The organism is Serratia sp. TSA_130.1 (assembly GCF_052691795.1).
On record NZ_JBQZFS010000001.1, the window covers coordinates 150,082 to 176,017 of the forward strand.

Here is a 25,936-nt window from a genome sequence, read left to right on the forward strand (position 1 = left end):
TAATAATAAATCAACACAAAGCTGTTTCAGCGCAAATTTTAGGGGCATATACTTTTCTCACTACGAGGAGGTAGTTATGTTACGCGACCATTTAAAAATAAACGCCAGCGATACGCTGGAAAAAATCAGCAATATCCATTTGCAAAACCAGGGCCAGGAAGAGATCAGTGAGTTTGTGGTGAAAAACGCCGCCGGCCTGCAAATTGGCAAGGTCTCCGTCCACGATCGTTTCAGTACCCGTCGTTCTTATCCCACCAGCTACCGCATTACTCAGACCGATATGAGTGGCCGCGTAGTGGTGGACGCCATGCGGGACTGTCTGTAAGCGTAACCGCTCTCTGAAATAGACAATATTAATGTGATGATGGCAACCCTGTTTATTATTAAACGGGGTTTATCGCGTGGAAAAATTAATTAGCCGCGTGGTTTCGCCGCCGAGGAAATAACGCCCCCGCATTGCGCGGGGGCGATAAATAAGCCCACTCAGTGTTTGATGATATACATCGTTTGGCTATAGGCCACGTCTTCCGGATTGGTGATCGGGTAGCCTTTTACCCACGGTTTGATCAGGCGGCCGTTGGTGTATTGGTATATCGGCGCGATTGGCGCCTGATCGGCAATGATCTGTTCCATCTTGTTGTAATCGGCAGTCACCGCCGCCGGGTTGGTTTCCCGCCCCGCCTGCGCCAGCAGCTTGTCGTAGTCCGCGTTCTTGAACTTGGCGATATTGCCGCTGTGGGTGGAGGTCAGCAGCGACAGGAAGGTCGACGCCTCGTTATAGTCACCCACCCAGGAGGCGCGGATCACATCGAAATTGCCGGTATTGCGGCTGTCGATGTAAGTTTTCCACTCTTGGTTTTGCAACTTGACGTCAATCCCCAGCTTTTTCTTCCACATCGAGGCCACGGCGATGGCGATCTTCTGGTGGCTCTCGGAAGTGTTATACAGCAGCGTCAGCTTCAGCGGGTTGTTCGGGCCGTAACCGGCCGACTGCAGCAATGCCTTGGCCTGTGCGTCCAGCTCCGCCTGCGGCTGCTGTTGCAGCAAACTCGCCTCGGGTTTGAACCCGGCGGTGACGTCCGGCGTGAAATGATAAGCCGGTTTTTCACCGGTGCCCAACACTTTCTCCGCGATAATCTTGCGATCGATGGCGTAGGACAAAGCCTGACGCACCCGCACGTCGTTGGTCGGCGCACGCTGGGTGTTGAACGCGTAATAATAGGTGCCGAGCTGATCCGGGGTGTACACCTGCCCCGGGATGTCTTTCAGCAGCTTCTGATACATGTTTTTCGGGAAGGATTCGGTGATGTCGATGTCACCCGCCAGGTAACGCTTGGTGGCGTTGGATTCCTGGTTGATCGGCACGAAGGTCACTTTGGTCAGCACGGTGCGCGCATGATCCCAGTAATGGTCATTAGGCGTCAGCACCAGCTTCTCGTTCACCACCCGCTCCTGCAGTTTGAACGCGCCGTTGCCCACCAGATTGCCGACCTTGGTCCAGTCGTTGCCGTATTTTTCCACCACCGCCTTATTCACCGGGAACAGGCTGAAGTTGGCCGTCAGGCTGACGAAGTACGGCACCGGCTTGTCCAACTGCACCTTGAGCGTGTAGTCATCCGGCGCCGATACGCCCAAGCGATCGGCCGGCAGTTTGCCGCTGATGATCTGCTCGGCGTTCTGGATCCCCGCCAGCTGCGCGAACCAGGCGAACGGCGACAGATTTTTCGGTTCTACCAGCCGCTGCCAGCTGTAGACGAAGTCTTTTGCCGTGACAGGGTCACCGTTTGACCAACGCGCGTCTTTACGCAGATAGAAAATATAAGTCTGATTGTCGCTGGTCTGCCAGCGGGTGGCGACGCCGGGGATCACTTTCCCGTTGGCGTCCTGATTGACCAGCCCTTCGAACAGATCGCGCGCCAGCTGAGCCTCCGGCAAGCCAACCGCTTTGATCGGATCGAGCGAGGCCGGTTCGTCTTTAATGTGGCGCACGATTTCCTGTTTGTCCGCCAGCGCGGTGCCCGGGGGAACCTGCGCCGCCATGGCGCTGCTCATACAGGCGCCGATCGCCGCCGCGCAGAGCGCCAAACGAAAACCCCGTTGCATTTTTTTTCCCGTCATTATGATTTGTCCCCCGTTAACCATCTGAATTTTTTATCATATAGCACAAGATCCATCCGGCCTAGAGCCCGCGGGCGAGAAGTTGCAAAAAGTGCGATTCAGGCGATAAAAAACCCGTGCGGCGCAGGGCGGCACGGGTGGGATTGCGGCAGCGACCGTCAGTCGTACAGGTGGATGCTGTTGATGCGGTAGCTGAACTCTTCACCCTCTTCTTCATCGAACACGGTGAAAAAGCCTTTCTCAGCCAGCGGACGGGCCGAGATATCGGTTTTTTGCAGCTGACGCGCATCCGCGTCGTCGTAGCCGTAATCGAGATAGAAGGCATCTTTCTGGTAATCGATATGCAGGGTGAACGGATAGTTCGATTCGTCCCCGCGCCCGTCGTCATTTTTCACCACGCCGAACCATTCCCCCTGACGGATCTGGTTTTCAGCGTCTACGCCGCACAGCAGCGTGATGGTGTCATTTTCATTTTCGCTATAGCTGGCGATGATTCTGGCTACTGGCATGTTAAATCCTCTTGCGGGTGATTGGCTTAGCTCTGCCGTTAGTATAACAACAGCCTCAGGCCAGGTGCGGTTTAATTGGCGTTTTCGCCGCTACCGCATCACAGATCGCGCAAACGCCGCACAATTGCGATGGGAAAGATGTCTCAAAGCGTAATACACTGAATAAAATGACAATGACTCTCGGCCTTTAACTCAGGGACAACACCATGACCGAACATCGACCGCGCAGTGAACGTGGCCAGTTGGCCGTCGCAGGAGAGAACTACGGCAGCTCGCTGCTGGGCGCGCCGCTGCTCTATTTCCCGGCGGCGGTCAGCGGCCCGGAAACCGGGCTGATCATCGCCGGCACCCACGGCGATGAGAGCGCCGCCATCGTAACCCTGTCCTGCGCGCTGCGCAGCATCGCCCCCGAACAGTTGCGCCACCACGTGGTGCTGGCGGTCAACCCCGACGGCTGTCAGCTGGGGCTGCGCGCCAATGCCAACGGCGTCGATCTGAACCGCAACTTCCCGGCCGCCAACTGGCGCTCCGGGGACACCGTCTATCGCTGGAACAGCGCGGCGCCGGTGCGCGACGTCAGGCTCTCCACCGGCGGGCGTCCCGGCTCCGAACCGGAAACCCAGGCGCTGTGTCATCTGATCCATCGCCTGAAGCCGCATTGGGTGGTGTCGTTCCATGAGCCGCTGGCCTGCATCGAAGATCCCGCCAGCTCGCGGCTCGGCGTTTGGCTGTCGCACAAGTTCGAACTCCCGCTGGTGACCAGCGTCGGCTATGAAACGCCCGGTTCGTTCGGCAGCTGGTGCGCGGATCTGTCCCTGCCGTGCATCACCGCCGAATTCCCGCCGATCTCCGCCGATGCCGCCAGCGAGCGCTACATCGACGCCATGACCGAACTGCTGACCTACCCGAATTAATCCCTACGGGGCGAGATCGACGATCGCCCCGCATTCGAACGCCAGACCCGGTTCGACGTCCCGCGCCAGCCAGGTCGGGCCGTCCAGATCGACGAAGCGCGCCGCCGGCGCCAGCGGTAAGGCGGCGGATATCGCCCGCGACGTGCACAACATGCAGCCGAGCATGATGGCGAATCCCTGTTCGCGCGCGGCCTGCGCCAGCGCCAGCGCCTCGGTCAAGCCGCCGGTTTTGTCCAGTTTGATGTTGACCATCTGATAGCGTTGTGCCAGCCGCGGCAGATCGGCGCGGGTGTGGCAGCTCTCATCGGCGCAGATCGGCAGCGGATGAATAAAGTGTTCCAATGCGGCGTCGTCACCGGCCGGCAGCGGCTGCTCCAGCATCGCTACGCCGAGATCGGCCAACAGCTGGCAGCGTGCCGCCAGCCCTTCCGCCTGCCAGGATTCATTGGCGTCGACAATCAGCGTCGCCTGCGGCACCGCGGCGCGGATCGCCACCAGCCGCTCGCTGATATAGTGATCGTCGAGTTTGATCTTCAGCAGCGTGGCGCCCTGCCGCTCCAGCTCACGCGCGGCGAAGGCCATCGCTTCCGGCGTTCCGATGCTGACGGTCTGCGCCATACGGATCTGCGCCGGCGCCGTCACGCCGCTGCGCTGCCACAGGCTCTGCCCGTGCAGACCACACTCCAAATCCCACAGCGCCGAGTCCAGCGCGTTGCGGGCCGCGCCCGCCGGCATCTGCGTCAGTAGTTGTTCGCGGGTGATGCCCTGCGCGATCGCCGGCGCCATCTCAGCCAGCTGCGTCATCACCGATTCCTCGCTCTCGCCATAGCGCGGATACGGCGTGCATTCGCCGACGCCGCGCACGCCCTGCTGTTCGATTTCGACCACCACCACCCGGGCTTCGGTGCGGCTGCCGCGCGCGATCACGAAGGCGGTGTGCAGCGGCCAGGCTTCCGGGTAAAAACGCATGTCTCTCATAACGGCTCCTGAGCGAAAACTGCGCATCCAGGCAGGCTGATGCGCCGGTGATGTTTTATAGAACAGCCTAATATATACAACTATTTAGCAAACTTTGATATCCAATCCGCCCCGCTTGTCATAAACTGGCGTCAGGGTGTGAACCTGATGTTAACAGCCGCCGCCGGCGCGCCGTTTCATCAGGTTCATACCTTTTGTATAAACACCTGTAAAAGGAATCTAGCAATGACTCAGACAGTACATTTTCAAGGCAATCCGGTCAGCGTAGCGGGCAAACTGCCACAGCAGGGCGAACAGGCCAAGGCCTTCTCGCTGGTTGCCAAAGACCTGTCAGACGTAGCGCTGAGCAGCTTCGCGGGTAAACGCAAAGTCCTGAACATCTTCCCAAGCATCGATACCGGCGTCTGCGCGACGTCGGTGCGTAAATTCAACCAGTTGGCCAGCGGCCTGGATAACACCGTGGTGCTGTGCATCTCCGCCGATCTGCCGTTCGCCCAGTCTCGTTTCTGCGGCGCGGAAGGCCTGAGCAACGTGGTCACGCTGTCCACCCTGCGCGGCGCCGAGTTCAAACAGGCGTACGGCGTTGAAATCGCCGAAGGTCCATTGGCGGGCCTGACCGCGCGCGCGGTCGTGGTGCTGGATGGCCAGGACAACGTGCTGTACAGCGAGCTGGTGAACGAAATCACCACCGAGCCGGATTACGACGCGGCGCTGGCAGCGCTGAAATAATAAAGCCGGCGAACGCCGGCTTTGGATACACGGGAAGGCGCCGCAAGGCGCCTTTTTTATTCTTCGCCCTCAGCGCCGCCTTTGCGGCTGCTCAGGCCATATTCGCGCAGCTTGTTGGCGATGGCGGTATGGGAAACGCCCAACCGCTTCGCCAGCTTGCGGGTGCTGGGATAGGTGCGATACAGGCGCGTCAGCACCGAGCGCTCGAAACGCTTGCTGATGTCGTCCAGCGAACCGTCCAGCACCTCGTCGCCCAGCGACATCTCCACCTCGAACTCCGGCAACACGATATCCTGCGGCCGCAGTTCGTAGCCTTCGGTTTGCGTCAGTGCGCGGTAGATGGCGTTTTTCAGCTGGCGCACGTTGCCCGGCCAGCCGTATTTGCTGAGGAAGCTACCCAGATCGTTCGCCAGCTTGGGCCGCGCCACGCCCTGCTCATCGGCGAAGCGCGCCACGAACAGCTCGGTCAGCGGCATGATGTCCTGCGGACGTTCGCGCAGCGGCGGAATGGTGATGGTCAGCACGTTGAGGCGATAATAGAGGTCTTCGCGGAATTCGCCGCGCTGCACCAGCTCGGTCAGGTTCTTCTGGGTGGCGCAGATCACGCGCACGTCGACGTGCACCTCATGCTCTTCGCCGACCCGGCGGAACGTGCCGTCATTGAGAAAACGCAACAGTTTGGTCTGCATGCGCGGCGACATTTCGCCAATCTCATCCAGCAGCACCGAACCGCCGTTGGCCTGCTCGAAGAAGCCCTTTTTGCCTTCCAGCGCGTTGGGATAAGCGCCCGGCGCATGGCCGAACAGCTCGCTCTCCACCACGTCATCCGGCAGCGCGGCGCAGTTCAGCGCCAGGAACGGCTGTTTGCCGCGCGGGCTGCGCAGGTGGCAGGCGCGAGCCAGAATATCCTTGCCGGTGCCGGTATCGCCCACGATCAGCAGCGGCGCATCGAGCATCGCCAGTTTGCGCGCCTGCTCCAGCACGTGACGCATCTTGGCGCTCACCGCGACGATGTGATCGAATTCGGTATCGTCGTTCACCGACAGATTTTGCAGTTGGCGACCCATGCGCGCGGTGGACTTCAACATCACCACCGCGCCGACCGCAGCCGGCTGTTGCTGTTCGTCCTCCAGATAGATAGGCGTAATGTCCATCAGGAAGTCCTGGCTGCGGATCACCACCCGTTCTGAGTGCGGCGCCGTATGCTCACTCTCCAGCCAGCGGCTGAAGTTATAGCCGCCGATCAGCGCCCCGGCGGTCTGGTTGCGGATCTTGTCTTCGTTCAGGCTGAACAACGCCAGCGCCGCCGGATTGGCCAGCTCGACCTTGCCCTTCATGTCGATAGAGAACACCGGCTCCGGCATCGACTCCAGCAGCGCACGCAGCGCGCGATGCTCGCGTTCGGAAGGCATAAAGCTGACGGTGCGCACGTCGGTCACGCCGGCGATGCGGCGGATCTCCGCCATCAGCGCGCGGAAAGTATCGAAGTCCAGCTGGGAGAAATTGAGGTAAATGCGGCCGATGGGATCGATCTCGATGCCACGTAAGTCAATGCTGCGCGATACCAAAAGATCGAGTAATTCTCGAGTGAGACCGAGGCGGTCTTCGCAAAATACTTCCAAACGCATCAGTGTTGGCCTTATCTCTGCAGGTGCGGGGATCGTTAGCGATGATGATACTCCCTCGCACCGGGCGGTAGAAGCGATCTGTCAGCAAAAGTTGACAGAACTCTGATTTATTGCCGTGGTTGCTGATTTTAAACGCAAGCGAATAACAGCATCGGCGTCATTTTAGCCCACAAACAGAGAGTTATCACAAACAGAATTAATTTTGCAGATATTTATCACGCAAGCGCAGGGGGATCGACTATCGTCAAGTCTCGATTACGTCCGGCGTTGGCGCCGGTGAAATAACGGCGCTGCCAGGAGCGCCGTCGCGGGGTTATTTGGCCTTGTCGTCGCTCTTTTTCAGCGTGTCTTTCAACTGGCCGATCAGCTGGCTGCGGAAATCGCCAAGCTTCGGTTTTTCCCCTTCCAGCCACGGCAGCGGGCGACACAGTTCCATCGCCTTGATGCCCAGCCGCGCGGTCAACAACCCGGCGCCGATGCCCTGCGCCGCGCGCGCCGACAGCCGCGCCGCCAGATCCTGCGACATCCAGTCCATGCCCACTTCGCGCACCAGTTCGGAAGCGCCGGCGAAGGCGATGTTGAGCAGCACCAGCCGGAACAAACGAATGCGGCTGAAGTAGCCCAGTTCAATGCCGTACAGCGCGGCGATGCGGTTAATCAAACGGATGTTGCGCCAGGCGATAAACGCCATATCCACCAGCGCCAACGGGCTGACGGCAATCATCAGCGTCGATTCGGCGGCGGAGCGGCTGATTTCGCGCCGCGCTTGGTTGTCGAGCACCGGCTGCACCAGTTTGGCGTACAGCTCCACCACTTCACGGTCATTTTGGGTTTCATGCAGCGAGGCCTGCCAACGCTGCAGCGCCGGATGCCCCTGATCCAGCCCGGCCTGGCGCGCCAGCTTCTCGCAGAATTCGCGCCCTTGCCCCAGTCCGTGGCTGTGCAACAGCTCGCGCGCCACGTCGCGCTCTTCCGCGCGCTGGCGCAGCCGATACAAACGCCGCCATTCGGTGACCACCGAACCGACGCCGGCGAACACGATCAGGCCGCCGGCCACGCCGCCGCCCATGGCGATCCAGTCCTGCTGCACCCAGGCGGTATGCACCCACTGCACGCCCTGCGCCACCACGCTGACGCCGAACAGCGCCAGCCCGGCGGTGACCATTTTGCGCCACAGGCTGCGTTTCGGCTTCAGCGCAGCGTTGATGATGCCCTCGGCGCGCCCTTCTTCCTCCTCCTGCTGCAGCTCCGGCGCCGCCGGAAAGAAGCTCTCCGCCTGCTCGGCGTCGAAAGCGACGCCGGCGCGCAACGTCGGTTCCTGCGGCGGCTGCAACGGCTCGTCAAAATCGATACGCGGTTTGATCGGCTCGCTCATCGCAATTTGTCTCCCAGTAAAAATTCCATCACCGCATCCAGACGGATATGCGGCAACGGGCTGTCCACGCTCATGGCACGCGGGCGAAACTCATCGAAGTGAAATCCCTGGCTCTGCCAGAACGTCGGCCCCGGCAAACGGGCCGGCACTTCGCCGGGGAACACCGTCAGCGGCGCGCCGTCGCTGAGGCGATTGCCCTTCAGCGCCGGAATACGCTGCCCCTGATGATCGACAATGCCGCTCTCGGTCGCCTGCACCGAGGCCAGGCCGACGCAATCCATGCTGATGCCTTCGAACGCCGCGTTCTGCCACGCCTCTTGCACCAGCTGCTGCAGCAACGACACCAGATTGGCGTGCTGATCGGCGGTGATGTGGTCCGCCTTGGTGGCGGCGAACATCAGTTTGTCGATGGTCGGCGAGAACAAGCGGCGAAACAGCGTGCGTTTGCCGTAATGGAAACTCTGCATCAGTTGGGTCAGCGCCAGGCGCATGTCGTTGAACGCCTGCGGGCCGCTGTTGAGCGGCTGCAGGCAGTCAACCAGCACGATTTGCCGATCGAAACGGACAAAATGCTCTTTATAGAAGTTTTTGACGATCGACTGGCAGTAGTAGTTGAACCGAGCGCGCAGCATGCCGATATTGGTGTGTTTGTCGGCCTGCGCCAGTTTCGACTCGCCCACCGCGGCAACATCGGGCCACGGGAAAAACTGCAGCGCCGGTGCGCCGGCCATGTCGCCCGGCAGCACGAAACGGCCCGGCTGAATGAAGTGCAGACCTTCGCTTTTGCAGCGCAACAGATAATCGGTGTAGGCCAGGGCGATCGCCGCAAGGCGATTTTCGTCGGCCGGAGCCAGCGGATCGCAGGTTTTACACAGGTCAAGCCAAGGCTTGGCCCATTCGGCGCGTTCCCCCTGCAGCAGCCCGGTCATCTGCCGCGACCAGGCCAGGTAATCCTGCTCGAGCATCGGCAGATCCAGCAACCATTCGCCCGGATAATCGACGATCTCCAGGTACAGCGTCGAGGTGTCTTTGAAATGGCGCAGCAACGAGTCGTTGGAGCGGTAGCGCAGCGCCAGCCGGATTTCGCTGACGCCGCGCGTCGGCGTCGGCCAGGCCGGCGGCGTGCCGTACAGCTGCGCCAGCCCTTCGTCATAGGTGAAACGCTGGATGCCGAGATCGCGCTGCGGGATGCGCTTGACGCCCAGCAGGCGTTCTTCGCGCACCGGTGAAAACAGCGGCATGCGCGCGCCGCTGTGCACATGCAGCAGTTGATTGACGAAGGCGGTGATAAAGGCGGTTTTGCCGCTGCGGCTCAGGCCGGTCACCGCCAGGCGCAGATGGCGATCCATTCCGCGGTTGACCAGCGAGGTTAACTCATTTTGCAGTCGTTTCATTGCTCTCCTTGACGTAACGCCCGAATGCCTTGTTCAGGCCTTTACGGAACAGCGGTTCCAGCACCAGCGCCAGCACGAAGCGCACCGGTTTGCGGCCGACGGTCTTCAACAGCCAGCCGGCGGCGCCCGCCGGGCCATAGTTCAATAACGCTATGATGATGACTTTAGCCAATGTCTTCAACATTGCCGCCGCTCCTGATTTAAATCCACCCGTTCTGGGGGCGTTCGCGACATCAATTTTATTCATGACAATGCCCTCCGGCACAAGACGATTAAGATGATCTTCAACGGGATGACGGCGGAGAAGATACCCGGCCTGCACAGGCCGGATATCGCAAGAAGAGTTACAGCTTGCGGAAGCGGCTCTGAACGCCGAAGGTGTCGGACGTCACGTAACGCTCGACCTGACGCAGCTGCTGTTCGCCGCTGCCCAGCTCATATTCCAGCTGATCGAGCAACTGGCGCGGCGTCTTCTGATGCTCGCCCTCGAAACGGCTGGCCGGCGCTTCGTCCAACACGAACACCAGCGCGATATAGGCCACCAGCGTGAAGAAAAACAGCCCAAAGAACAGCGACAGCACCACCATCACGCGGATCAGGCGCACCGGCACGTCGAAATAGTGAGCCAGACCGGCGCAGACGCCTTTTACCATGCCTTCTTCGGGTACGCGATAAAGCTTTTTACTGCCCAGCGTCATGCTCATCAGGACTGTCTCCAGTTCGGGTGTTCCGCATCGAGGATCTCTTCCAGCGCCTGAATGCGTTCACGCATGCGTTTGGCGTCTTCCGCCAGCTGCGCCAGGCGCTGCATTTCTTGCTGACTCAGCTGGATGCCGGTCTGTTGCCGATTGCTGTAATGCAGCCAAAGCCAAATCGGCGCGACAAACAGCACGAAAATTGTCAGCGGAATGGCAAGTAATAAAGCACTCATTGTTATTCCTTCTTATCGGATCCTGGATAGGCGGCCACCTCCGGCGTGTGGCCGCGGTTCGCCTTACTCGGAGCGGTTCATCTTGGCTTTCAGCGCCGCCAGTTGCTCACTGATGGCGTCATCGGCTTTCAGCTCGGCAAACTCCTGGTCCAGCGACTTCTTTTTACCGATGCCGATGCTTTCCGCTTCGGCTTCCATATGGTCGATGCGACGTTCGAACTGTTCGAAACGCGCCATCGCCTCATCCAGCTTGCCGCTGTCGAGCTGACGGCGCACCTCGCGCGAGGAAGATGCGGCCTGATGGCGCAGCGCCAGCGCCTGCTGCCGCGCGCGGGTTTCGGTCAGCTTGTTTTCCAGCTCACCGATTTCGCTCTTCATGCGCGCCAGCGTTTCTTCTACGGTCGCCACTTCCTGCGTCAGCGTGGCGATCAGGTCGGCAACCTTTTGTTTTTCGATCAGCGCCGCGCGGGCCAAGTCTTCTTTATCTTTGCGCAGCGCCAGCTCGGCTTTTTCCTGCCAGTCGCTTACCTGGCTTTCACCCTGCTCGATGCGACGCAGCAACTGCTTTTTCTCCGCCAGCGCGCGCGCCGACGTAGAACGGACTTCAACCAGCGTGTCTTCCATCTCTTGGATCATCAACCGCACCAGCTTCTGCGGATCTTCCGCCTTGTCCAGCAGGGTGTTGATGTTGGCGTTCACGATGTCGGCAAAACGAGAAAAAATACCCATAATTCACTTCCTCTTGGTTCTGATGGCGTCTGAAGCGCCGCGTTAAGTCGTACAGCTTGCCCAAAGAGATAATCAAAACCCGTGCCAACTTTTATCTAATTGAAAAACAACAACTCTTTATTTTTGACTCTCTGCGCGCTTGCTGTAGAGTGATTATTTTCACCAAACATTGGCGAATTTCATCATGAACGAACAGCCAGAGAATTTGTTGGGCGAAGCAAACGCCTTTGTCGAAGTATTGGAGCAAGTCTCCCAGGTGGCAAAGCTGAACAAACCGGTGCTGGTGATCGGCGAGCGCGGCACCGGTAAAGAGCTGATCGCCCATCGTCTGCACTACCTCTCCAACCGTTGGCAAGGGCCGTTCATCTCGCTCAACTGTGCGGCGCTGAATGAAAACCTGCTGGATTCCGAGCTGTTCGGCCACGAGGCCGGTGCCTTTACCGGTGCGCAGAAACGTCATCTGGGCCGCTTCGAGCGCGCCGACGGCGGCACGCTGTTCCTCGATGAGCTGGCGACCGCGCCAATGCTGGTGCAGGAGAAATTGCTGCGGGTGATCGAATACGGCCAGCTGGAACGCGTGGGCGGCAGCCAGCCGCTGCGGGTAGATGTGCGCCTGGTGTGCGCCACCAACGACGATCTGCCGGCGCTGGCGGCGGCGGGCAAGTTCCGCGCCGATCTGCTGGATCGGCTGGCGTTCGACGTGGTGCAGCTGCCGCCGCTGCGCCAACGCCGACCCGATATCATGTTGCTGGCCGAGCACTTCGCCATTCAAATGTGCCGTGAGCTGGCGCTGCCGCTGTTTCCCGGCTTTACCGAACGCGCCAGGCAGACGTTGCTCAACTACGGCTGGCCGGGCAACGTGCGCGAACTGAAAAACGTGGTGGAACGTTCGGTCTATCGTCACGGCGACAGCGCCAACCCGCTGGATGAGATCGTCATCAACCCGTTTGCGCCACGCGAGGCCACGCCGCTTACGCCTGCCCCTGAAGGCGCCGGCGCGTTGCCGGCGCTGCCTCTGGAGCTGAAAAACTGGCAGCTGGAGCAAGAGAAGGCGCTGATCGAAGCAGCGCTGCAGCAAGGGCGATTCAACCAGCGCAAGGCGGCGCAGCTGCTGGGGCTCACCTACCATCAGCTACGCGGTATGCTGAAAAAGCATGCGCTGCTGCAAAACGGCGAGCAAGACGAGGATTAGCAACGCGGGGATTGGGTGCCGGTCTTTCCCGGCCGTCAGCTATTAGCTCCAGGTTGAGTGATGTGGCCTGAGAACGGCCGCCTGGAGAGGTCGGCCTTTCTCGACGGTCACGTCTATCTGCGAATAACCCGCCGATGAATCACCTTCTTGTAAGATCACAGCGGTATTTTTCCTGCCCGATAAATAACGCCGAGCGACAACGCGACGCAGACCAGAAAGGCATAGCGCAAACCGACAGTTTCGGATAAGAACCCGATTAACGGCGGCCCGATCAGCGTCCCCAGAAAACCGATGGTCAGCACTGCCGCGATGGCGGCGCTTGGCGCCATGGAAGAAGACCTTGCGGCCGCCCCCGCAACCAGCGGAATAATGGCGCAAATGCCAAGCCCAACCAGGAAAAAACCGATTATCGACGTCACCAAACCCGGTAACCAGGTCGTTAGCGTCATGCCGGTGAATGCCAGCATCCCGCCCCATTGCAACGTTCTTCTCACTCCGATCCGATCCACGAACCGGTTCAGCATGAGTCGGCCGATCGTCATGGCCGCCATAAATACCGTAAAACCCAGGCCGATGTATTTTCGATCGACCGAGACGACGTCCTGAAAATAAACGACGCTCCAGTCATACATAATGCCCTCACAAGCCATCGAGCAGAAAACGATCAGGCCATAGTTGAACAGCGAGCGGTCCGGGATGGCGAAAGCGCGCCCGGTCTGTTCCAGTTCCGGTTTGTCGAACAATGCCCGCCGACACAGCAAGGCGGACATCAGAGCCACCGCCGCTATGCCCGCAAAGTGCAGCGGCAAGGCGACATCCCGACCGATCATTAACGCCCCGATCCCTGCGCCGACGAACCCCGCCACGCCCCATATACCGTGAAAGAACGGCAGCCTCGTTTTACCGCTGACCGCCTCGGCGATACTGGCCTGCATGTTGTTCGAGACATTGACCGCGCTGTAAGCGAACCCGCATAAAAACAGCAGCACCGCCAGTTGTAGGACCGTCGCGGCGAAGGGCACCAGAAGCAAAAGCGTGGCGTTGATCAGAATAGCCGCGACGCCGACCACCCTGCTGCCGAGTTTGGCGATCGCCCATCCCGATATCGGCAGCGACACGACCACGCCAGCCGACATGGCGAACAGGACGGTACCGAATACGCCGTCAGACAACGCAAGCCCTCCCTTGATCGTCGCCATCCTTGAACTCAAACTGCCGAAACACAGCCCCAGCATGAAAAACATGCTGGATATCGCCAGATTTTTTTCTTTCATCATCGACATCATGGGCTCCCCCTTATCCGATTAGCGGCCTGGTCAGGCGAAGGCATCAATGCCGGTCAGCGATGCCGAAAGCGCCCACAGACGCTGCGCCTGTTCCGGGTCGATCGCGTATTCCTTCACGCCGACCAGCGCCTGACTGTCGTGGACGGCGATGCCGGCAATATCGCCATCCTCGCAGTAGAGGCCCCCTAATCCCTGCAACTGCGGTGAGGTGGCGGCCCAGATCTGCGTAGCAGCCCCCTGCTGAGGCGTTTTAAGGGCATCGGGATCGGCCGGATTGCCCTCTTCGTCCATCCAGCCCAGGGCTATCATCTCTGCTCTCGATATGTGCCGCTGCAGCGGCGTGGCGATGCTGCCCGGATGCAGGCTAAATGCGCGGATCCCCCGCGAGCGGCCCAGAAGATCCAACCAGACGGCGAACAGGGCATTCGCCGTCTTCGACTGACCGTACGCCAGCCACTTGTCGTAACCGCGCTCGAACTGCACATCTTCCCAGCGGATCGCCGAATGGTGATGCCCGGCGGAGGAGACGGTGACCACCCGCCCGCCATCGGCAATGGTCGGCCACAGTAAATTGGTCAGCGCATAGTGGCCGAGATGGTTGGTGGCGAACTGCCTTTCCCAACCGTGCCCTACCCGCGCCTCCGGGCATGCCATCACCCCGGCGTTGTTAATGACGATATCCGCCCGTAGGCTCGATGCGGTAAAGTCTGCAGCGAAACGACGCACGCTGTTCAAATCGGCGAGATCGAGTTCGGCGATCTCGACGCCGGCGCTCAGCCCTAACACCGCTTTGGCTGCCGCCGGTGCCCGGCAAGCGACGATAACCCGTGCGCCGGCGTCGGCCAGCGCCAGCGTCGTCTCCAGACCGAGGCCTGAATGGCCACCGGTGACGATGGCCAGCGTGCCTGACAGATCCTGGCCCGCGAGCACCTCGCCGGCGGTCGTTTTGGGCCCGAATCCTGACTTGATGGGGGTTTGTTGGGTAATCACAGGCATTCTCCTCACGGTTAACAGTGGCCGGCCAAACGCAGCCGGCGCGTCGATGAGAAGGAGTATGAAATTCCGTCACGGGACTGTGAATGCATGAAACCCCGAACTTCTGTCGAGATCGTCCAGGTTACACGGCAAAAAAGAAGAAAGTGGGGCATGGCGGCTCGCCAGGCGAGGTTTCCGGTCTGAAACAGGCAAAAAAAAAGCCAGCACCCGAGCTGGCTTAAAAAACACTGGAAGCAATGTGAGCAATGTCGTGCCTTCCACATCAGAGCCGCAAACTGTGGCCTTCCGTGAACTGCCAGGCGATGATAATAGTTATCAGTATCGTCTGTAAAGCACTTTGTTGAGAATTTTTCTCATTACCACACGAAGATTGCGCAATTACCACTCAGGGAACGGGTCTGCCATCTCCAGCCAATAGTCCACGCCGGCGGCCATTTCGTCGTCGCTCAGCAGGCAGTCGTCCAGCAGACGCACGATCGCCGCCTGTTGCAAGTGCTGGCCGATAAACACCAGCTCCTGGCGCATGTCGCCGAACGGCTCCACCCATTTCTCCTGTATATGCGCCCGCGTTTGCGGATCCTGCGGCCAATTGTCTTGCGGGATCGCGCGCCAAAAGGTGCCCGCCAGGCCGTAATGGGCGATGCCGCCGGCCTGGCTCCACTGCCCGGCCTGCCGCGGCCGCGTCGCCAGCCAGAAGAAGCCTTTCGAACGCAGCAGCTTGCCGCCGCCCCAGTCGCCGTTGATCACGCGGTAGAACTTGTCCGGCGCAAACGGCCGCCGCGCCTGATAGACAAAGCTGCTGATGCCGTAGCTTTCCGTCTCCGGCACGTGTTCGCCGCGCAGCTCTTTCAGCCAGCCGGGTGCCTGCTGCGCCTTTTCAAAGCTGAAGCTGCCGGTATTCAGCACCGCCTCCAGCGGCAGTTTGCCCGGCGCGATCGGCACAATGCGGGCTTCGGGATTCAGGCTGGCCAGCAGCGCCATCACTTCGCCCTGCTGCGTTGGCGTCAACAGATCGGTCTTGCTGACCAGGATCACGTCGCAAAATTCAATTTGCTCAATCAACAGGTCCGCCACGCTGCGCAGATCGTCCTCGCCCAGGCTTTGGCCAGCTTCCTGCAGGCTTTGCGCCTGCTGGTATTGCCGGATGAAATTCACCCCGTCGACCACCGTCACCAGGGTATCCAGCCGGGCGAACTGCGACAGGCTTTCCCCTTGTTCATCCTCAAAGGTAAAGGTTTCCGCCACCGGCAGCGGTTCGGAGATGCCGCTCGATTCGATCAACAGATAATCGAAGCGCCCGTCCTGCGCCAGCTCGCGCACCGACACCAGCAGGTCTTCGCGCAGCGTGCAACAGATGCAGCCGTTGCTCATCTCCACCAGCTTCTCCTGCTGGCGATCGAGGCGCACTTCATTCTCCACCAGCGCGGCGTCGATATTCACCTCGCTCATGTCGTTGACGATCACCGCCACGCGCATGCCCTGCCGGTTGTTCAGGATGTGGTTCAACACCGTGGTCTTGCCGGCGCCGAGAAAGCCGGAAAGCACGGTCACGGGAAGTTGTTTCATGAGGACCTCATTAAAATTCATTGCGTAATGCCTGGTAACCGCGCACCAGTTCGACGTTGGTGGCGGCCACTTCTTCCGAAAACTGCAGCGCGCCGCGATCGACCTGGCGATAGCGCGACAGGTCGCTGTCCGGCCCCACGCGCTCGGTCGAGGGGATATAGCGGTTTTCCGGCAGCGTTACGCCGTCCACGACCGCGTTGTAGCGCACCACGCAGCCGGACTGAACGTGGCAGTTGAACAGCACGCTGTTGAAGCCGATAAACACCCGATCGTCGATGCGGCACGGGCCGTGCACGATGGCGCGGTGGGCGATCGAGCTGTAACGGCCAATAGTCACCGCCGCCCCGCTCTTGGAATGGATCACCACGCCGTCCTGAATATTGGAGTGCGAGCCGATGACGATCGGCTCCATGTCGCCGACGGCGTTCAATTCGTCGGCGCGAATTACCGCATAAGGGCCGACGTAAACGAAGTCTTCGACGATCACCCGGCCGCAAATAATGGCGGTGGGATCGATGTAGGCCAGCGGTGAGACCTGCGGCAGATGGCCGCTGGGATTTTTACGCAGCATGGTGTTCTCCCCGCCAGCTCAGCTCCGCCACCGCATTGTGGGCATGCAGGCTCTCCTGATGCTCGACGCGCAGCGAAAAAGCGCGGTAGTCGCACTGGCTGCGCAGCATGCGATACAGACGGCGCGCCGCGTCCTCGCAAAACATCAGGTTCTGACCGTTGGCCAATGCGAAGGCCTGTTCGTCGCGGCGTTTCACCAGCGTTTGCACCGGCGTGCCCAGCGCGTGTTCGATGCGGTCAATCAGTTTCACCAGCTCAAACGCCCGTTCATTCTCGGGCGTCACGGTGACCCAGGCCCAGCTGCGCTGGCTGTGGGGGGTGGCCGGCATCCCTTGCTCCAACAGCCACTCGCTCACCTGCCGTTGGCTGACCCGCTCCGCCGCCTGTTCAAAATCAAACTGGAACTGTTGCTGCGCCAACTGACGGCTGAGCGCCGCCGAACTCGGGCAGGTGGAGGAATAAGGCACGCCGACGGTCAGTGCCAGCGTCAGCGTATCCGTCAGAGTGGCCTCGATGCGCAGCGGATAGGCTTTCCAGCCGCGCTGCGGCGACAGCAGCGCCGGGCGTGACAGCAACAGCTCGCCGCCGATCGACAAGCTGGCGCGATCGCTGTGTTCCGGCTGCGAAGCCAAAAAGGCCTGCAGCGTTCGGCCGATGCGCTGCGGCGTCAGCTCGCCCTGCGTCAACTCGTCCAGCGCCAGATACAGCCGCGACATGTGAATGCCGCGCTCGCCCGCCGCTTCGGCGCGCAGGTTGATACCGGCGTCGACCTTCGCCATCAATGGCTTGCCGGCCAGCTCCAGCGGCAGCGCGATCCCTTGCATCCCGACCCAATCGAGCCCGACATCACTCATTTCGCCGCGCCATGCCTGAGCATCCGGCAGCGAACGGCGTGGTGGAAGTGCAACTTCGTTCATACATCCCCTTGCGTTATTGTGACTTTGCCGGGGAACGGTAACATGATTTTGTTATATTATAACATAACATGGAAAACTTTTTTCTTGCCGCTGAACGGGCTGATCAATCAAGTCGCAGAAAACTCAGCGATTTTGCTCAATGGATTGGGCTGCTGGTCAGAGTGCGATACACTAACGCTATTGCTGATTAACCCATGAGCCTCTATGCGTGGTTTACCCTTTTGGATACTGTCGTTGTGCCTGACGGGCTCTGCCCTGGCCGCGACAACACCGCCCGCGCCCAGCGCGGCGCCGCTGCCGGACATTCGCCAGAGCGGCTTTGTTTATTGCGTCAGCGGCATACTGAATACCTTCAACCCGCAAATGGCCAGCAGTGGCCTGACGGTGGATACCCTGGCCGCCCAGCTGTACGATCGCCTGCTGGACGTCGACCCCTACACCTATCGCCTGATCCCCGAGCTGGCGCAGAGCTGGGAGGTGCTGGACAACGGCGCCACCTACCGCTTCCATCTGCGCAAGGACGTGCCGTTTCAGACCACCGCCTGGTTCACGCCCACCCGCAAGATGAACGCCGACGACGTGGTATTCAGCTTCGCCCGCGTATTCGATCAGAAACACCCGTATCACGACGTGAACGGCGGCGAATACCCCTATTTCGACAGCCTGCAGTTCGGCGATTCGGTGCAGAGCGTGAGAAAGCTCGACGACTATACGGTGGAGATTCGCCTGCAGTCGCCGGACGCCTCGTTCCTGTGGCATCTGGCGACCCACTACGCGCCGGTGCTGTCCGCCGAGTACGCCGATCTGCTGACGCGTGAGGGCCATCAGGAGCTGATCGACCGCGAGCCGGTCGGCAGCGGCCCGTTCCTGCTCAACGAATACCGCTCGGGGCAATATATTCGCCTGGCGCGCAACGCCGCCTACTGGAAAGGGCTGCCGCGCATGCCGCAGGTGGTGATCGATCTGGGCGCCGGCGGTACCGGCCGCCTCTCCAAACTGCTGACCGGCGAATGCGACGTGCTGGCTTATCCGGCGGCCAGCCAGCTGTCTATCCTGCGCGACGATCCGCGCCTGCGCCTGACGCTGCGTCCGGGGATGAACATCGCCTATCTGGCGTTCAACACCCGCAAACCGCCGCTCGACAACCTCAATGTGCGCCAGGCGATCTCGCTGGCGATCAACAACCAGCGGTTGATGCAGTCTATCTATTACGGCACGGCGGAAACCGCCGCCTCGATCTTGCCGCGCGCCTCCTGGGCCTATGACAACGACGCGCACGTCACCGAGTACGATCCGGCCAAATCTCGCGAGATGCTGCGGCAGGCCGGCGTCGGCCAGCTAAACCTGAAGCTGTGGGTGCCTACCGCCTCGCAGTCTTACAACCCGAGCCCGCTGAAAACCGCCGAGCTGATCCAGGCCGACCTCGGCCAGGTGGGCATCAACGTCACCATCGTGCCGGTGGAGGGCCGCTTCCAGGAAGCGCGCCTGATGGAAATGAACCACGATCTGACCCTGACCGGCTGGGCCACCGACAGCAACGATCCGGACAGCTTCTTCCGGCCGCTGCTGAGCTGCGCGGCAATCCGTTCGCAAACCAACTATGCTCACTGGTGTGACCCGAGCTTCGACGAAGTGCTGCAGAACGCGCTGCTGTCGCAGCAGCTGTCTCAGCGCATCGACAACTACCGCAAGGCGCAGAAAATCCTCGAGCAGCAATTGCCGGTGCTGCCGCTGGCGTCTTCCCTGCGCCTGCAGGCCTATCGTTACGACATCAAGGGATTGGTGCTGAGCCCGTTCGGCAACGCCTCGTTCGCCGGGGTGTACCGTGAATCCGCGCCGGAGGTGAAAAAGTGATTATCTTTACCCTGCGCCGCATTCTGCTGCTGCTGATCACGCTGTTCTTCCTGACGCTGGTCAGCTTCAGTCTGAGCTATTTCACGCCGCGCGCGCCGCTGAACGGCGCCGCCCTGCTGGACGCCTATCAATTCTACTTCGTCAGCCTGCTGCACTGGGACTTCGGCGTCTCCAGCATCAACGGCCAGGCGATCAGCGAACAGCTGCGCGAAGTGTTCCCGGCCACCATGGAACTGTGCCTGCTGGCCTTCGCCCTGGCGCTGTTTATCGGCATTCCGCTGGGCATCATCGCCGGCGTGCTGCGCGGCAAGTGGCAGGACACCGCCATCAGCACCTTCGCGCTGCTGGGCTTTTCGATGCCGGTGTTCTGGCTGGCGCTGCTGCTGATGCTGTTCTTCTCGCTGCATCTCGGCTGGCTGCCGGTTTCCGGCCGCTTCGATCTGCTGTATCAGGTGAAGCCCATCACCGGTTTCGCGCTGATCGACGCCTGGCTGTCGGACTCGCCGTATCGCGCCGAGATGATCGGCAGCGCCCTGCGCCACATGATCCTGCCGATCGCCGCGCTGGCGGTGGCACCCACCACCGAAGTGGTGCGGCTGATGCGCATCAGCACCGACGACGTGCTGAGCCAAAACTACATCAAGGCCGCCGCCACCCGCGGCCTGTCGCGCTTCACCATCATTCGTCGCCACGTGTTGCACAACGCGCTGCCGCCGATCGTGCCCAAACTGGGGCTGCAGTTCTCCACCATGCTCACGCTGGCGATGATCACCGAAGTGGTCTTCAGCTGGCCGGGCCTCGGCCGGTGGCTGATCAACGCCATTCGCCAACAGGACTATGCGGCGATCTCCGCCGGCGTGATGGTGGTCGGCACGCTGGTGATCACCATTAACGTTCTGGCCGACATTCTGGGTGCGGCAACCAACCCGCTGAAACATAAGGAATGGTATGCCCTTCGATAACGTATACCGCGAGAAAAAGATGCCGAGCCCGCTGCGCTACACCTGGCGGATTTTCTACGGCGACGCGCTGGCGATGATCGGTTTTTACGGCGTGATCGCCCTGTTGCTGTTGTCGCTGTTCGGTAGCCTGCTGGCGCCCTACGCGCTGGATCAGCAGTTCCTCGGCTATCAACTGCTGCCGCCGTCCTGGTCGCGCTACGGCAACGTGTCGTTCTTCCTCGGCACCGACGATCTCGGGCGCGACATCCTCAGCCGCCTGTTGACCGGCACCGCCGCCACCTTCGGTTCCGCGCTGGCGGTGACGCTGGCCGCGGCGTTCTGCGGCGTGATCCTCGGCGTGTTCGCTGGCGTCACCCACGGGCTACGCTCGGCGGTGCTCAACCACATCCTCGATACCCTGCTGTCGATTCCGTCGCTGCTGCTGGCGATCGTGGTGGTGGCGTTTATCGGCCCCAAACTTGAACACGCCATGCTGGCGGTGTGGCTCGCCTTGTTGCCGCGCATGGTGCGCACCATCTACAGCGCGGTGCACGACGAACTGGAGAAAGAGTACGTGGTGGCGGCCCGGCTTGACGGCGCTTCCACGCTGCAGATCCTGTGGTACGCGGTCATGCCGAACATCGCGGCGGTGCTGGTGACCGAGTTCACCCGCGCGCTGTCGATGGCCATTTTGGACATCGCCGCGCTCGGCTTCCTCGATCTCGGCGCGCAATTGCCTTCGCCGGAATGGGGAGCGATGCTCGGCGATTCGCTCGAGCTGGTGTACGTCGCGCCCTGGACGGTGATGCTGCCCGGCGCGGCCATTCTCGTCAGCGTGCTGCTGGTTAACCTGTTAGGCGACGGTATGCGCCGCGCAATCAATGCCGGGGTGGAATAATGCCGTTACTCGATATCCGCAATTTGACGATTGAATTTATGACCGCCGAAGGGCCGGTCAAGGCGGTCGATCGCGTCAGCATGACGCTGACCGAGGGCGAAGTGCGCGGGCTGGTGGGCGAATCGGGCTCCGGCAAGAGCCTGATCGCCAAGGCCATCTGCGGCGTAACCAAAGACAACTGGCGCGTTACCGCCGATCGCTTTCGTTTCGACGACATCGATCTGCTGCAGCTGAGCCCGCGCGAGCGGCGCAAGCTGGTGGGCCACAACGTCTCAATGATCTTCCAGGAGCCGCAGTCCTGTCTCGATCCTTCCGAGAGCATCGGCCGCCAGCTTGCGCAGGCCATCCCAGGCTGGACCTATAAGGGCCACTGGTGGCAGCGCTTCAACTGGCGCAAACGCCGCGCCATCGAATTGCTGCACCGCGTCGGCATCAAGGATCATGACGACATCATGGGCAGCTTCCCGTACGAGCTGACGGAAGGCGAGTGCCAGAAAGTGATGATCGCCATCGCGCTGGCCAACCAACCGCGCCTGCTGATCGCCGATGAGCCGACCAACGCCATGGAACCGACCACGCAGGCGCAGATTTTCCGTCTGTTGGCGCGCCTCAACCAGAACAACAACACCACCATTCTGCTGATCAGCCACGACCTACAGATGATGAGCAAGTGGGCCGATCGGGTGAACGTGCTGTACTGCGGGCAAACGGTGGAGAGCGCCCAGTGCGAAGAGTTGCTGGCGGCGCCGCACCACCCTTACACCCAGGCGCTGATCCGCGCCATGCCGGACTTCGGCCGCTCGCTGCCGCACAAAAGCCGGTTGAATACGCTGCCGGGCGCCATTCCTTCGCTGGAACACCTGCCGATCGGCTGTCGCCTGGGGCCGCGCTGTCCTTACGCGCAGAAGAAGTGCATCGAAACGCCGCGCCTGCGCCCGGTCAAAAACCACTTCTTCGCCTGCCACTTCCCGCTGAACATGGAGGAGCAATAACATGGAAACGCTGTTGGAAGTGCGCAACCTGAGCAAAACCTACCGCTACCGCACCGGGCTGTTCCGCCGCCAGCACGTCGAGGCGGTGAAATCAGTCAGCTTTACCCTGCGCGAAGGCCAGACGCTGGCGGTGATCGGCGAGAACGGCTCCGGCAAATCCACGCTGGCGAAGATGCTCTCCGGCATGGTGGAACCCACCGCCGGCGAGCTGCTGATCGACGATCATCCGCTGGCGTTCGGCGATTATCGTTACCGCAGCCAGCGTATTCGCATGATTTTTCAGGATCCGAGCACCTCGCTCAACCCGCGCCAGCGCATCGGCCAGCTGCTGGATGCGCCGCTGCGGCTGAACACCGATCTTGAGCCCGCCGAGCGCGAGCAGCGCATCAACCAAACGCTGCGCCAGGTCGGCATGCTGCCGGATCACGCCTACTACTATCCGCACATGCTGGCTTCCGGGCAAAAACAGCGCGTCGCGCTGGCCCGCGCACTGATCCTGCAACCGAAGGTGATCGTCGCCGATGAGGCGCTGGCGTCGCTGGACATGTCGATGCGCTCGCAAATCATCAACCTGATGCTGGAACTGCAGGAAAAACACGGCATTTCCTATATTTATGTCACCCAGCACCTCGGCATGATGAAACATATCAGCGACCAGGTGCTGGTGATGCACGAAGGGGAAATCGTCGAGCGCGGCAGCACCGCGGAGGTGTTGGCGGCGCCGCTGCACGAATTGACCAAGCGTCTTATCGCCAGCCACTTCGGCGAAGCGTTGACCGCCGATGCCTGGCGGCGCGACGGCGGCCGCTTCTGAGTCACGCCTTCACCTCAAACCCGCTGCGGCGGGTTTTTTATCGCCTTGCGCGCCTGCCGCTTAGCAAGAAAGTGCACATGCAAATTACATTCTTGTTATATATCCTTATATTTTATTCCTTTCAGTTATTGATTAGTCCGTAACATTATTTTATCTCGCCAGGGCGATCGGTGAGGATATCCCCTACGTTGCACTTCTCATACGACAGGATATCGCACTGATGAACAGCATTCGCCATCGCCGCCTTACGCAGTTTCTGCTCACGCTGGCAGCCGGTTTTTCTGTTTACGGCCACGCCCTCTGCTGTGATGAGCTGCGCTAAAACCGCCTTTCGCCCCGCCTGCGGGCATGTTGCCTCTTTGTCCAGCCGACGCTGCCGCGCGCAGCGGCGGCTGTTGATCATGATTAAGGATTGACCTATGGAACGACTCCGTCGACAACATAATGCCCAGTGGTATCACGAAACCCAAAGCAGCGTGCGGGGCGATGCGCCGCTGGAACCCCAGGCGGCCACCCTTCGCGATCGCTTTCTGCTGGGGCTGGGCGCCTTCGCCGATGAAGCCTTAAACAATGCGCTCAGCGCTCGCGCCGGGGTGTTCAGCGCCTCGTTGGCCGGTTACCACGCGCTGTTTCCCGACCAGGTGCCGCTGTCACGATACGTGACATTGTCACCCTACGATCGCCTCAGCACCGCGTTGACCGTCGCTCAGGTGACGGGCGTGCAATCGCTTTGTAGCCACTACGCCGCCCGCCTCGCCCCGCTGCACAGCCCGGACGCCTCCCGGGAAAGCAATATCCGCCTTGCTCAGATCACCCAATATGCCCGCCAGCTTGCCAGCCAGCCCACGCTGATTTGCCGCAAGGCGCTGCAACAACTCGCCGACGTCGGGCTGAGCCCGGCGGATATTGTCACCTTTTCGCAGGTGATCGGTTTTGTCAGCTATCAAGCGCGCGTGGTCGCCGGCGTCGCGGCGTTGGCCGGCCGCCCGGCGGTGGTAGTGCCCGGCTTTCCTAACGTCGAAGACGCCGATGGCATCGCTTTCAGCGCCGACGAACTGAATTGGTCTGCCCGCCTGCCACCGATCGACGCGGAAACCGCCGCCGCCGAACAGCTTGATGTGTTGGATCAAAGTCACCCGCAGGCGCGCGCCGAATCTTATTATTTGCTGTTAGCCCACGACGCCGCCACCCTGCGCGAGCGCAACGGGGTGTTCAACGGCATCAATGCCGAAGGATATGGGTTATCGAGTCGCCTCAAGGCGCTGGCGACGCTGGCGGTCTCGCGCATCAACGGCAGCCGTTACTGCGCGGCCACCGTCGCGCAAGAATTGCAGGATGAGGGATTGGTTCAGGCGCTGTTCGCCGGGCTGCCTCAGGGGCTGGCGTATACCGAAGATTCGGTAAAACTCGCAGTGATGCGCACCGCCGCCGAGCTGACTCGCGCACCTGAGAAGTTCACCCCGCAGAGCGTGCAGCCGCTGTTCAACAGCGGCCTGGATCAGGCACAGGCGCTGGAGGTGATCCTCACCGTCGCGCTCTACGCCTGGGAAAACCGCCTGCGCCAAACGCTGGGCGATGCGGAACCGGCACAGACTGCCCTGTAATCTATCAATGAGTTGGCGGCCCATTTTGCCGCTAACTCATCGCCCGTCCTTTTTAGAGATAAATATCAATAATCATTTAAATTTCAAATTTAAAACCAAATAATTTAATTAAATTAGTGTTAAACTCCATTTTTCTCTATTTTATTCTCCCGTCGCACTTCGAGAAAATTATCACTGTAAACAGGATAATAGGCAGTTCGTGCTCGCCTCTCATTCTGTAACTGCATTTATCTCAGAATCATCAAAACAAGGTTTTAACCCTGCTAATTAATAGAGGCACCCATTAATTTCTCTACATTTTCACCGGTGGCTGCCTTGTTATTTAGTCTCTATGATTAAGCCGATAGCGCCGTTGTCACTCCTCATTTTAAATATCCATTCAATAAACGGCTGCCATCAACCCCATTATTTTCACTTTCTATCACAGCAAAAAATATTGTGAGGCTAACTTATGTCTGAACAAGAACTTAAATCCAGCAACAATATCGTTAACGTTATTGTCGTCATCGATACCGATGCGCTGATAGAAGCATTCGAGAATAAAAACCCCAGTCAGGATGCCGGCAGCCCGACGGGCATCGGCCACCAATATGCCTATATGGTCGTCACTTCCGAACAGGTGATCGGCGGCTCCGGCACGGCGGACCTGAATTTTAAAGCCAATGTCGGCGACGTCATCCGTTGGACCGGCACTTCCGAATCGGCAAATTTCGATGCCGGCGTCCTGATCTATGGGCTGCCGCAGTTTGGCAGCGGCACCCAGGTTTTCTCCAACCCGACATTCAAAATGTACACGCGCAGCTCGATGATGCCTGCGCAAAATACCGTATTCCCCGTCACATTCACCAACCAAACCTATTGGTTCATACAGGCTGACATTACCAATACCGGCACGGAAAACTATTGCATTCAATTTGGCCTTTATTATCGACCAAACGGCGGAGACCAAAAACTATTAGGTTACTTCTATTGGGATCCGACTATTACCGTCGGCAATTAAC

At 60.2% G+C, this 25,936-nt stretch carries 27 protein-coding genes; 11 read left to right on the plus strand and 16 right to left on the minus strand.

Going from position 1 to position 25,936, the window contains the following annotated elements; translation table 11 throughout:
• The first annotated feature begins 76 nt into the window (after window positions 1–76).
• Window positions 77–325, plus strand: coding sequence for a hypothetical protein (locus tag ACUTQY_RS00675; protein ID WP_004930507.1), 249 nt, complete (start codon window positions 77–79; stop codon window positions 323–325).
• 158 nt (window positions 326–483) lie between these two features.
• Here ACUTQY_RS00675 and ACUTQY_RS00680 read toward each other — a convergent pair whose 3' ends face one another.
• Together ACUTQY_RS00680 and ACUTQY_RS00685 are read right to left on the minus strand one after the other, a co-directional pair.
• Window positions 484–2,118 (minus strand): peptide ABC transporter substrate-binding protein, encoded by a 1,635-nt coding sequence (locus ACUTQY_RS00680; RefSeq protein WP_046687130.1) that lies wholly within the window; start codon window positions 2,116–2,118, stop codon window positions 484–486.
• Window positions 2,119–2,276: 158 nt separating this feature from the next.
• Window positions 2,277–2,627, minus strand: coding sequence for a hypothetical protein (locus ACUTQY_RS00685; protein WP_015378006.1), 351 nt, complete (start codon window positions 2,625–2,627; stop codon window positions 2,277–2,279).
• 206 nt (window positions 2,628–2,833) lie between these two features.
• Here ACUTQY_RS00685 and mpaA point away from each other — a divergent pair, with 206 nt between their 5' ends.
• Entirely contained in the window at window positions 2,834–3,541 is a 708-nt protein-coding gene (gene mpaA, locus ACUTQY_RS00690) for a murein tripeptide amidase MpaA (RefSeq protein WP_033643228.1), read from the plus strand.
• Window positions 3,542–3,544: 3 nt separating this feature from the next.
• Here mpaA and ycjG read toward each other — a convergent pair whose 3' ends face one another.
• Entirely contained in the window at window positions 3,545–4,519 is a 975-nt protein-coding gene (gene ycjG, locus ACUTQY_RS00695; protein ID WP_046687132.1) for an L-Ala-D/L-Glu epimerase, read from the minus strand.
• A 225-nt stretch (window positions 4,520–4,744) separates the two neighbouring features.
• Here ycjG and tpx point away from each other — a divergent pair, with 225 nt between their 5' ends.
• Window positions 4,745–5,248 carry a thiol peroxidase gene (gene tpx, locus ACUTQY_RS00700; protein WP_004930536.1) on the plus strand — a complete coding sequence of 168 codons (504 nt, stop codon included), beginning with the start codon at window positions 4,745–4,747 and terminating at the stop codon, window positions 5,246–5,248.
• A 56-nt stretch (window positions 5,249–5,304) separates the two neighbouring features.
• Here tpx and tyrR read toward each other — a convergent pair whose 3' ends face one another.
• From tyrR to pspA, 7 genes are all read right to left on the minus strand, one after another.
• Window positions 5,305–6,876: a transcriptional regulator TyrR gene (gene tyrR / locus ACUTQY_RS00705; RefSeq protein WP_033643230.1), complete on the minus strand. Its 1,572-nt coding sequence runs from the start codon at window positions 6,874–6,876 to the stop codon at window positions 5,305–5,307.
• 313 nt (window positions 6,877–7,189) lie between these two features.
• A complete protein-coding gene (locus ACUTQY_RS00710; protein ID WP_046687133.1) occupies window positions 7,190–8,251 on the minus strand; it encodes a YcjF family protein in 1,062 nt (353 codons plus the stop codon).
• Window positions 8,248–9,645, minus strand: coding sequence for a YcjX family GTP-binding protein (locus ACUTQY_RS00715; protein ID WP_046687134.1), 1,398 nt, complete (start codon window positions 9,643–9,645; stop codon window positions 8,248–8,250). The genes ACUTQY_RS00710 and ACUTQY_RS00715 overlap by 4 nt, the downstream gene beginning before the upstream one ends.
• On the minus strand, window positions 9,626–9,892 hold the full coding sequence (gene pspD, locus ACUTQY_RS00720) for a phage shock protein PspD (protein WP_072055823.1): 267 nt from the start codon (window positions 9,890–9,892) through the stop codon (window positions 9,626–9,628). Before pspD ends, ACUTQY_RS00715 begins: the two co-directional genes overlap by 20 nt.
• 97 nt (window positions 9,893–9,989) lie before the next feature.
• Window positions 9,990–10,349: an envelope stress response membrane protein PspC gene (pspC, locus tag ACUTQY_RS00725; protein ID WP_033643233.1), complete on the minus strand. Its 360-nt coding sequence runs from the start codon at window positions 10,347–10,349 to the stop codon at window positions 9,990–9,992.
• Window positions 10,349–10,576, minus strand: a complete 228-nt coding sequence (gene pspB, locus ACUTQY_RS00730; protein ID WP_004930553.1) for an envelope stress response membrane protein PspB — start codon at window positions 10,574–10,576, stop codon at window positions 10,349–10,351. Before pspB ends, pspC begins: the two co-directional genes overlap by 1 nt.
• A gap of 63 nt (window positions 10,577–10,639) precedes the next feature.
• Window positions 10,640–11,305 carry a phage shock protein PspA gene (gene pspA, locus ACUTQY_RS00735; protein ID WP_046687135.1) on the minus strand — a complete coding sequence of 222 codons (666 nt, stop codon included), beginning with the start codon at window positions 11,303–11,305 and terminating at the stop codon, window positions 10,640–10,642.
• A gap of 184 nt (window positions 11,306–11,489) precedes the next feature.
• Here pspA and pspF point away from each other — a divergent pair, with 184 nt between their 5' ends.
• Complete coding sequence (gene pspF / locus ACUTQY_RS00740) at window positions 11,490–12,497, plus strand: phage shock protein operon transcriptional activator (protein ID WP_046687136.1); 1,008 nt, start codon at window positions 11,490–11,492, stop codon at window positions 12,495–12,497.
• 155 nt (window positions 12,498–12,652) lie between these two features.
• Here the strand turns inward: pspF and ACUTQY_RS00745 are convergent, their stop codons facing one another.
• The 5 genes from ACUTQY_RS00745 to folE2 form a co-directional block, all read right to left on the minus strand.
• The gene (locus ACUTQY_RS00745; RefSeq protein ID WP_046687137.1) at window positions 12,653–13,783 is read right to left on the minus strand and encodes an MFS transporter; all 1,131 of its coding nucleotides are present in this window, start codon (window positions 13,781–13,783) and stop codon (window positions 12,653–12,655) included.
• 30 nt (window positions 13,784–13,813) lie between these two features.
• On the minus strand, window positions 13,814–14,779 hold the full coding sequence (locus ACUTQY_RS00750) for an SDR family NAD(P)-dependent oxidoreductase (RefSeq protein WP_046687138.1): 966 nt from the start codon (window positions 14,777–14,779) through the stop codon (window positions 13,814–13,816).
• Window positions 14,780–15,157: 378 nt separating this feature from the next.
• Window positions 15,158–16,345: a zinc metallochaperone GTPase ZigA gene (gene zigA, locus ACUTQY_RS00755; RefSeq protein ID WP_046687139.1), complete on the minus strand. Its 1,188-nt coding sequence runs from the start codon at window positions 16,343–16,345 to the stop codon at window positions 15,158–15,160.
• A gap of 10 nt (window positions 16,346–16,355) precedes the next feature.
• On the minus strand, window positions 16,356–16,916 hold the full coding sequence (locus ACUTQY_RS00760) for a carbonate dehydratase (RefSeq protein WP_033643236.1): 561 nt from the start codon (window positions 16,914–16,916) through the stop codon (window positions 16,356–16,358).
• Entirely contained in the window at window positions 16,906–17,832 is a 927-nt protein-coding gene (folE2, locus tag ACUTQY_RS00765; protein ID WP_046687140.1) for a GTP cyclohydrolase FolE2, read from the minus strand. Before folE2 ends, ACUTQY_RS00760 begins: the two co-directional genes overlap by 11 nt.
• A gap of 204 nt (window positions 17,833–18,036) precedes the next feature.
• Here folE2 and sapA point away from each other — a divergent pair, with 204 nt between their 5' ends.
• From sapA to sapF, 5 genes are read left to right on the plus strand one after another with little or no spacing between them, the layout of a single operon-like run.
• A complete protein-coding gene (gene sapA / locus ACUTQY_RS00770; RefSeq protein ID WP_033643238.1) occupies window positions 18,037–19,686 on the plus strand; it encodes an ABC transporter substrate-binding protein SapA in 1,650 nt (549 codons plus the stop codon).
• On the plus strand, window positions 19,683–20,648 hold the full coding sequence (sapB, locus tag ACUTQY_RS00775) for a putrescine export ABC transporter permease SapB (protein WP_004930575.1): 966 nt from the start codon (window positions 19,683–19,685) through the stop codon (window positions 20,646–20,648). The genes sapA and sapB overlap by 4 nt, the downstream gene beginning before the upstream one ends.
• Complete coding sequence (gene sapC, locus ACUTQY_RS00780; protein ID WP_004930580.1) at window positions 20,635–21,525, plus strand: putrescine export ABC transporter permease SapC; 891 nt, start codon at window positions 20,635–20,637, stop codon at window positions 21,523–21,525. Before sapB ends, sapC begins: the two co-directional genes overlap by 14 nt.
• Window positions 21,525–22,517, plus strand: a complete 993-nt coding sequence (gene sapD, locus ACUTQY_RS00785; RefSeq protein WP_016927551.1) for a putrescine export ABC transporter ATP-binding protein SapD — start codon at window positions 21,525–21,527, stop codon at window positions 22,515–22,517. The genes sapC and sapD overlap by 1 nt, the downstream gene beginning before the upstream one ends.
• A gap of 1 nt (window position 22,518) precedes the next feature.
• A complete protein-coding gene (gene sapF / locus ACUTQY_RS00790; protein ID WP_016927550.1) occupies window positions 22,519–23,331 on the plus strand; it encodes a putrescine export ABC transporter ATP-binding protein SapF in 813 nt (270 codons plus the stop codon).
• A gap of 145 nt (window positions 23,332–23,476) precedes the next feature.
• On the opposite strand, the gene ACUTQY_RS00795 is transcribed toward sapF, so the two are convergent.
• On the minus strand, window positions 23,477–23,734 hold the full coding sequence (locus tag ACUTQY_RS00795) for a hypothetical protein (protein WP_004930590.1): 258 nt from the start codon (window positions 23,732–23,734) through the stop codon (window positions 23,477–23,479).
• A 16-nt stretch (window positions 23,735–23,750) separates the two neighbouring features.
• On the opposite strand from ACUTQY_RS00795, the gene ACUTQY_RS00800 reads away from it, so the two are divergent.
• Entirely contained in the window at window positions 23,751–24,935 is a 1,185-nt protein-coding gene (locus ACUTQY_RS00800; protein ID WP_047575019.1) for a CMD domain-containing protein, read from the plus strand.
• Between the two features lie 451 nt (window positions 24,936–25,386).
• A complete protein-coding gene (locus tag ACUTQY_RS00805) occupies window positions 25,387–25,935 on the plus strand; it encodes an inclusion body family protein (RefSeq protein WP_033643240.1) in 549 nt (182 codons plus the stop codon).
• The last annotated feature ends 1 nt before the right edge of the window (window position 25,936 follow it).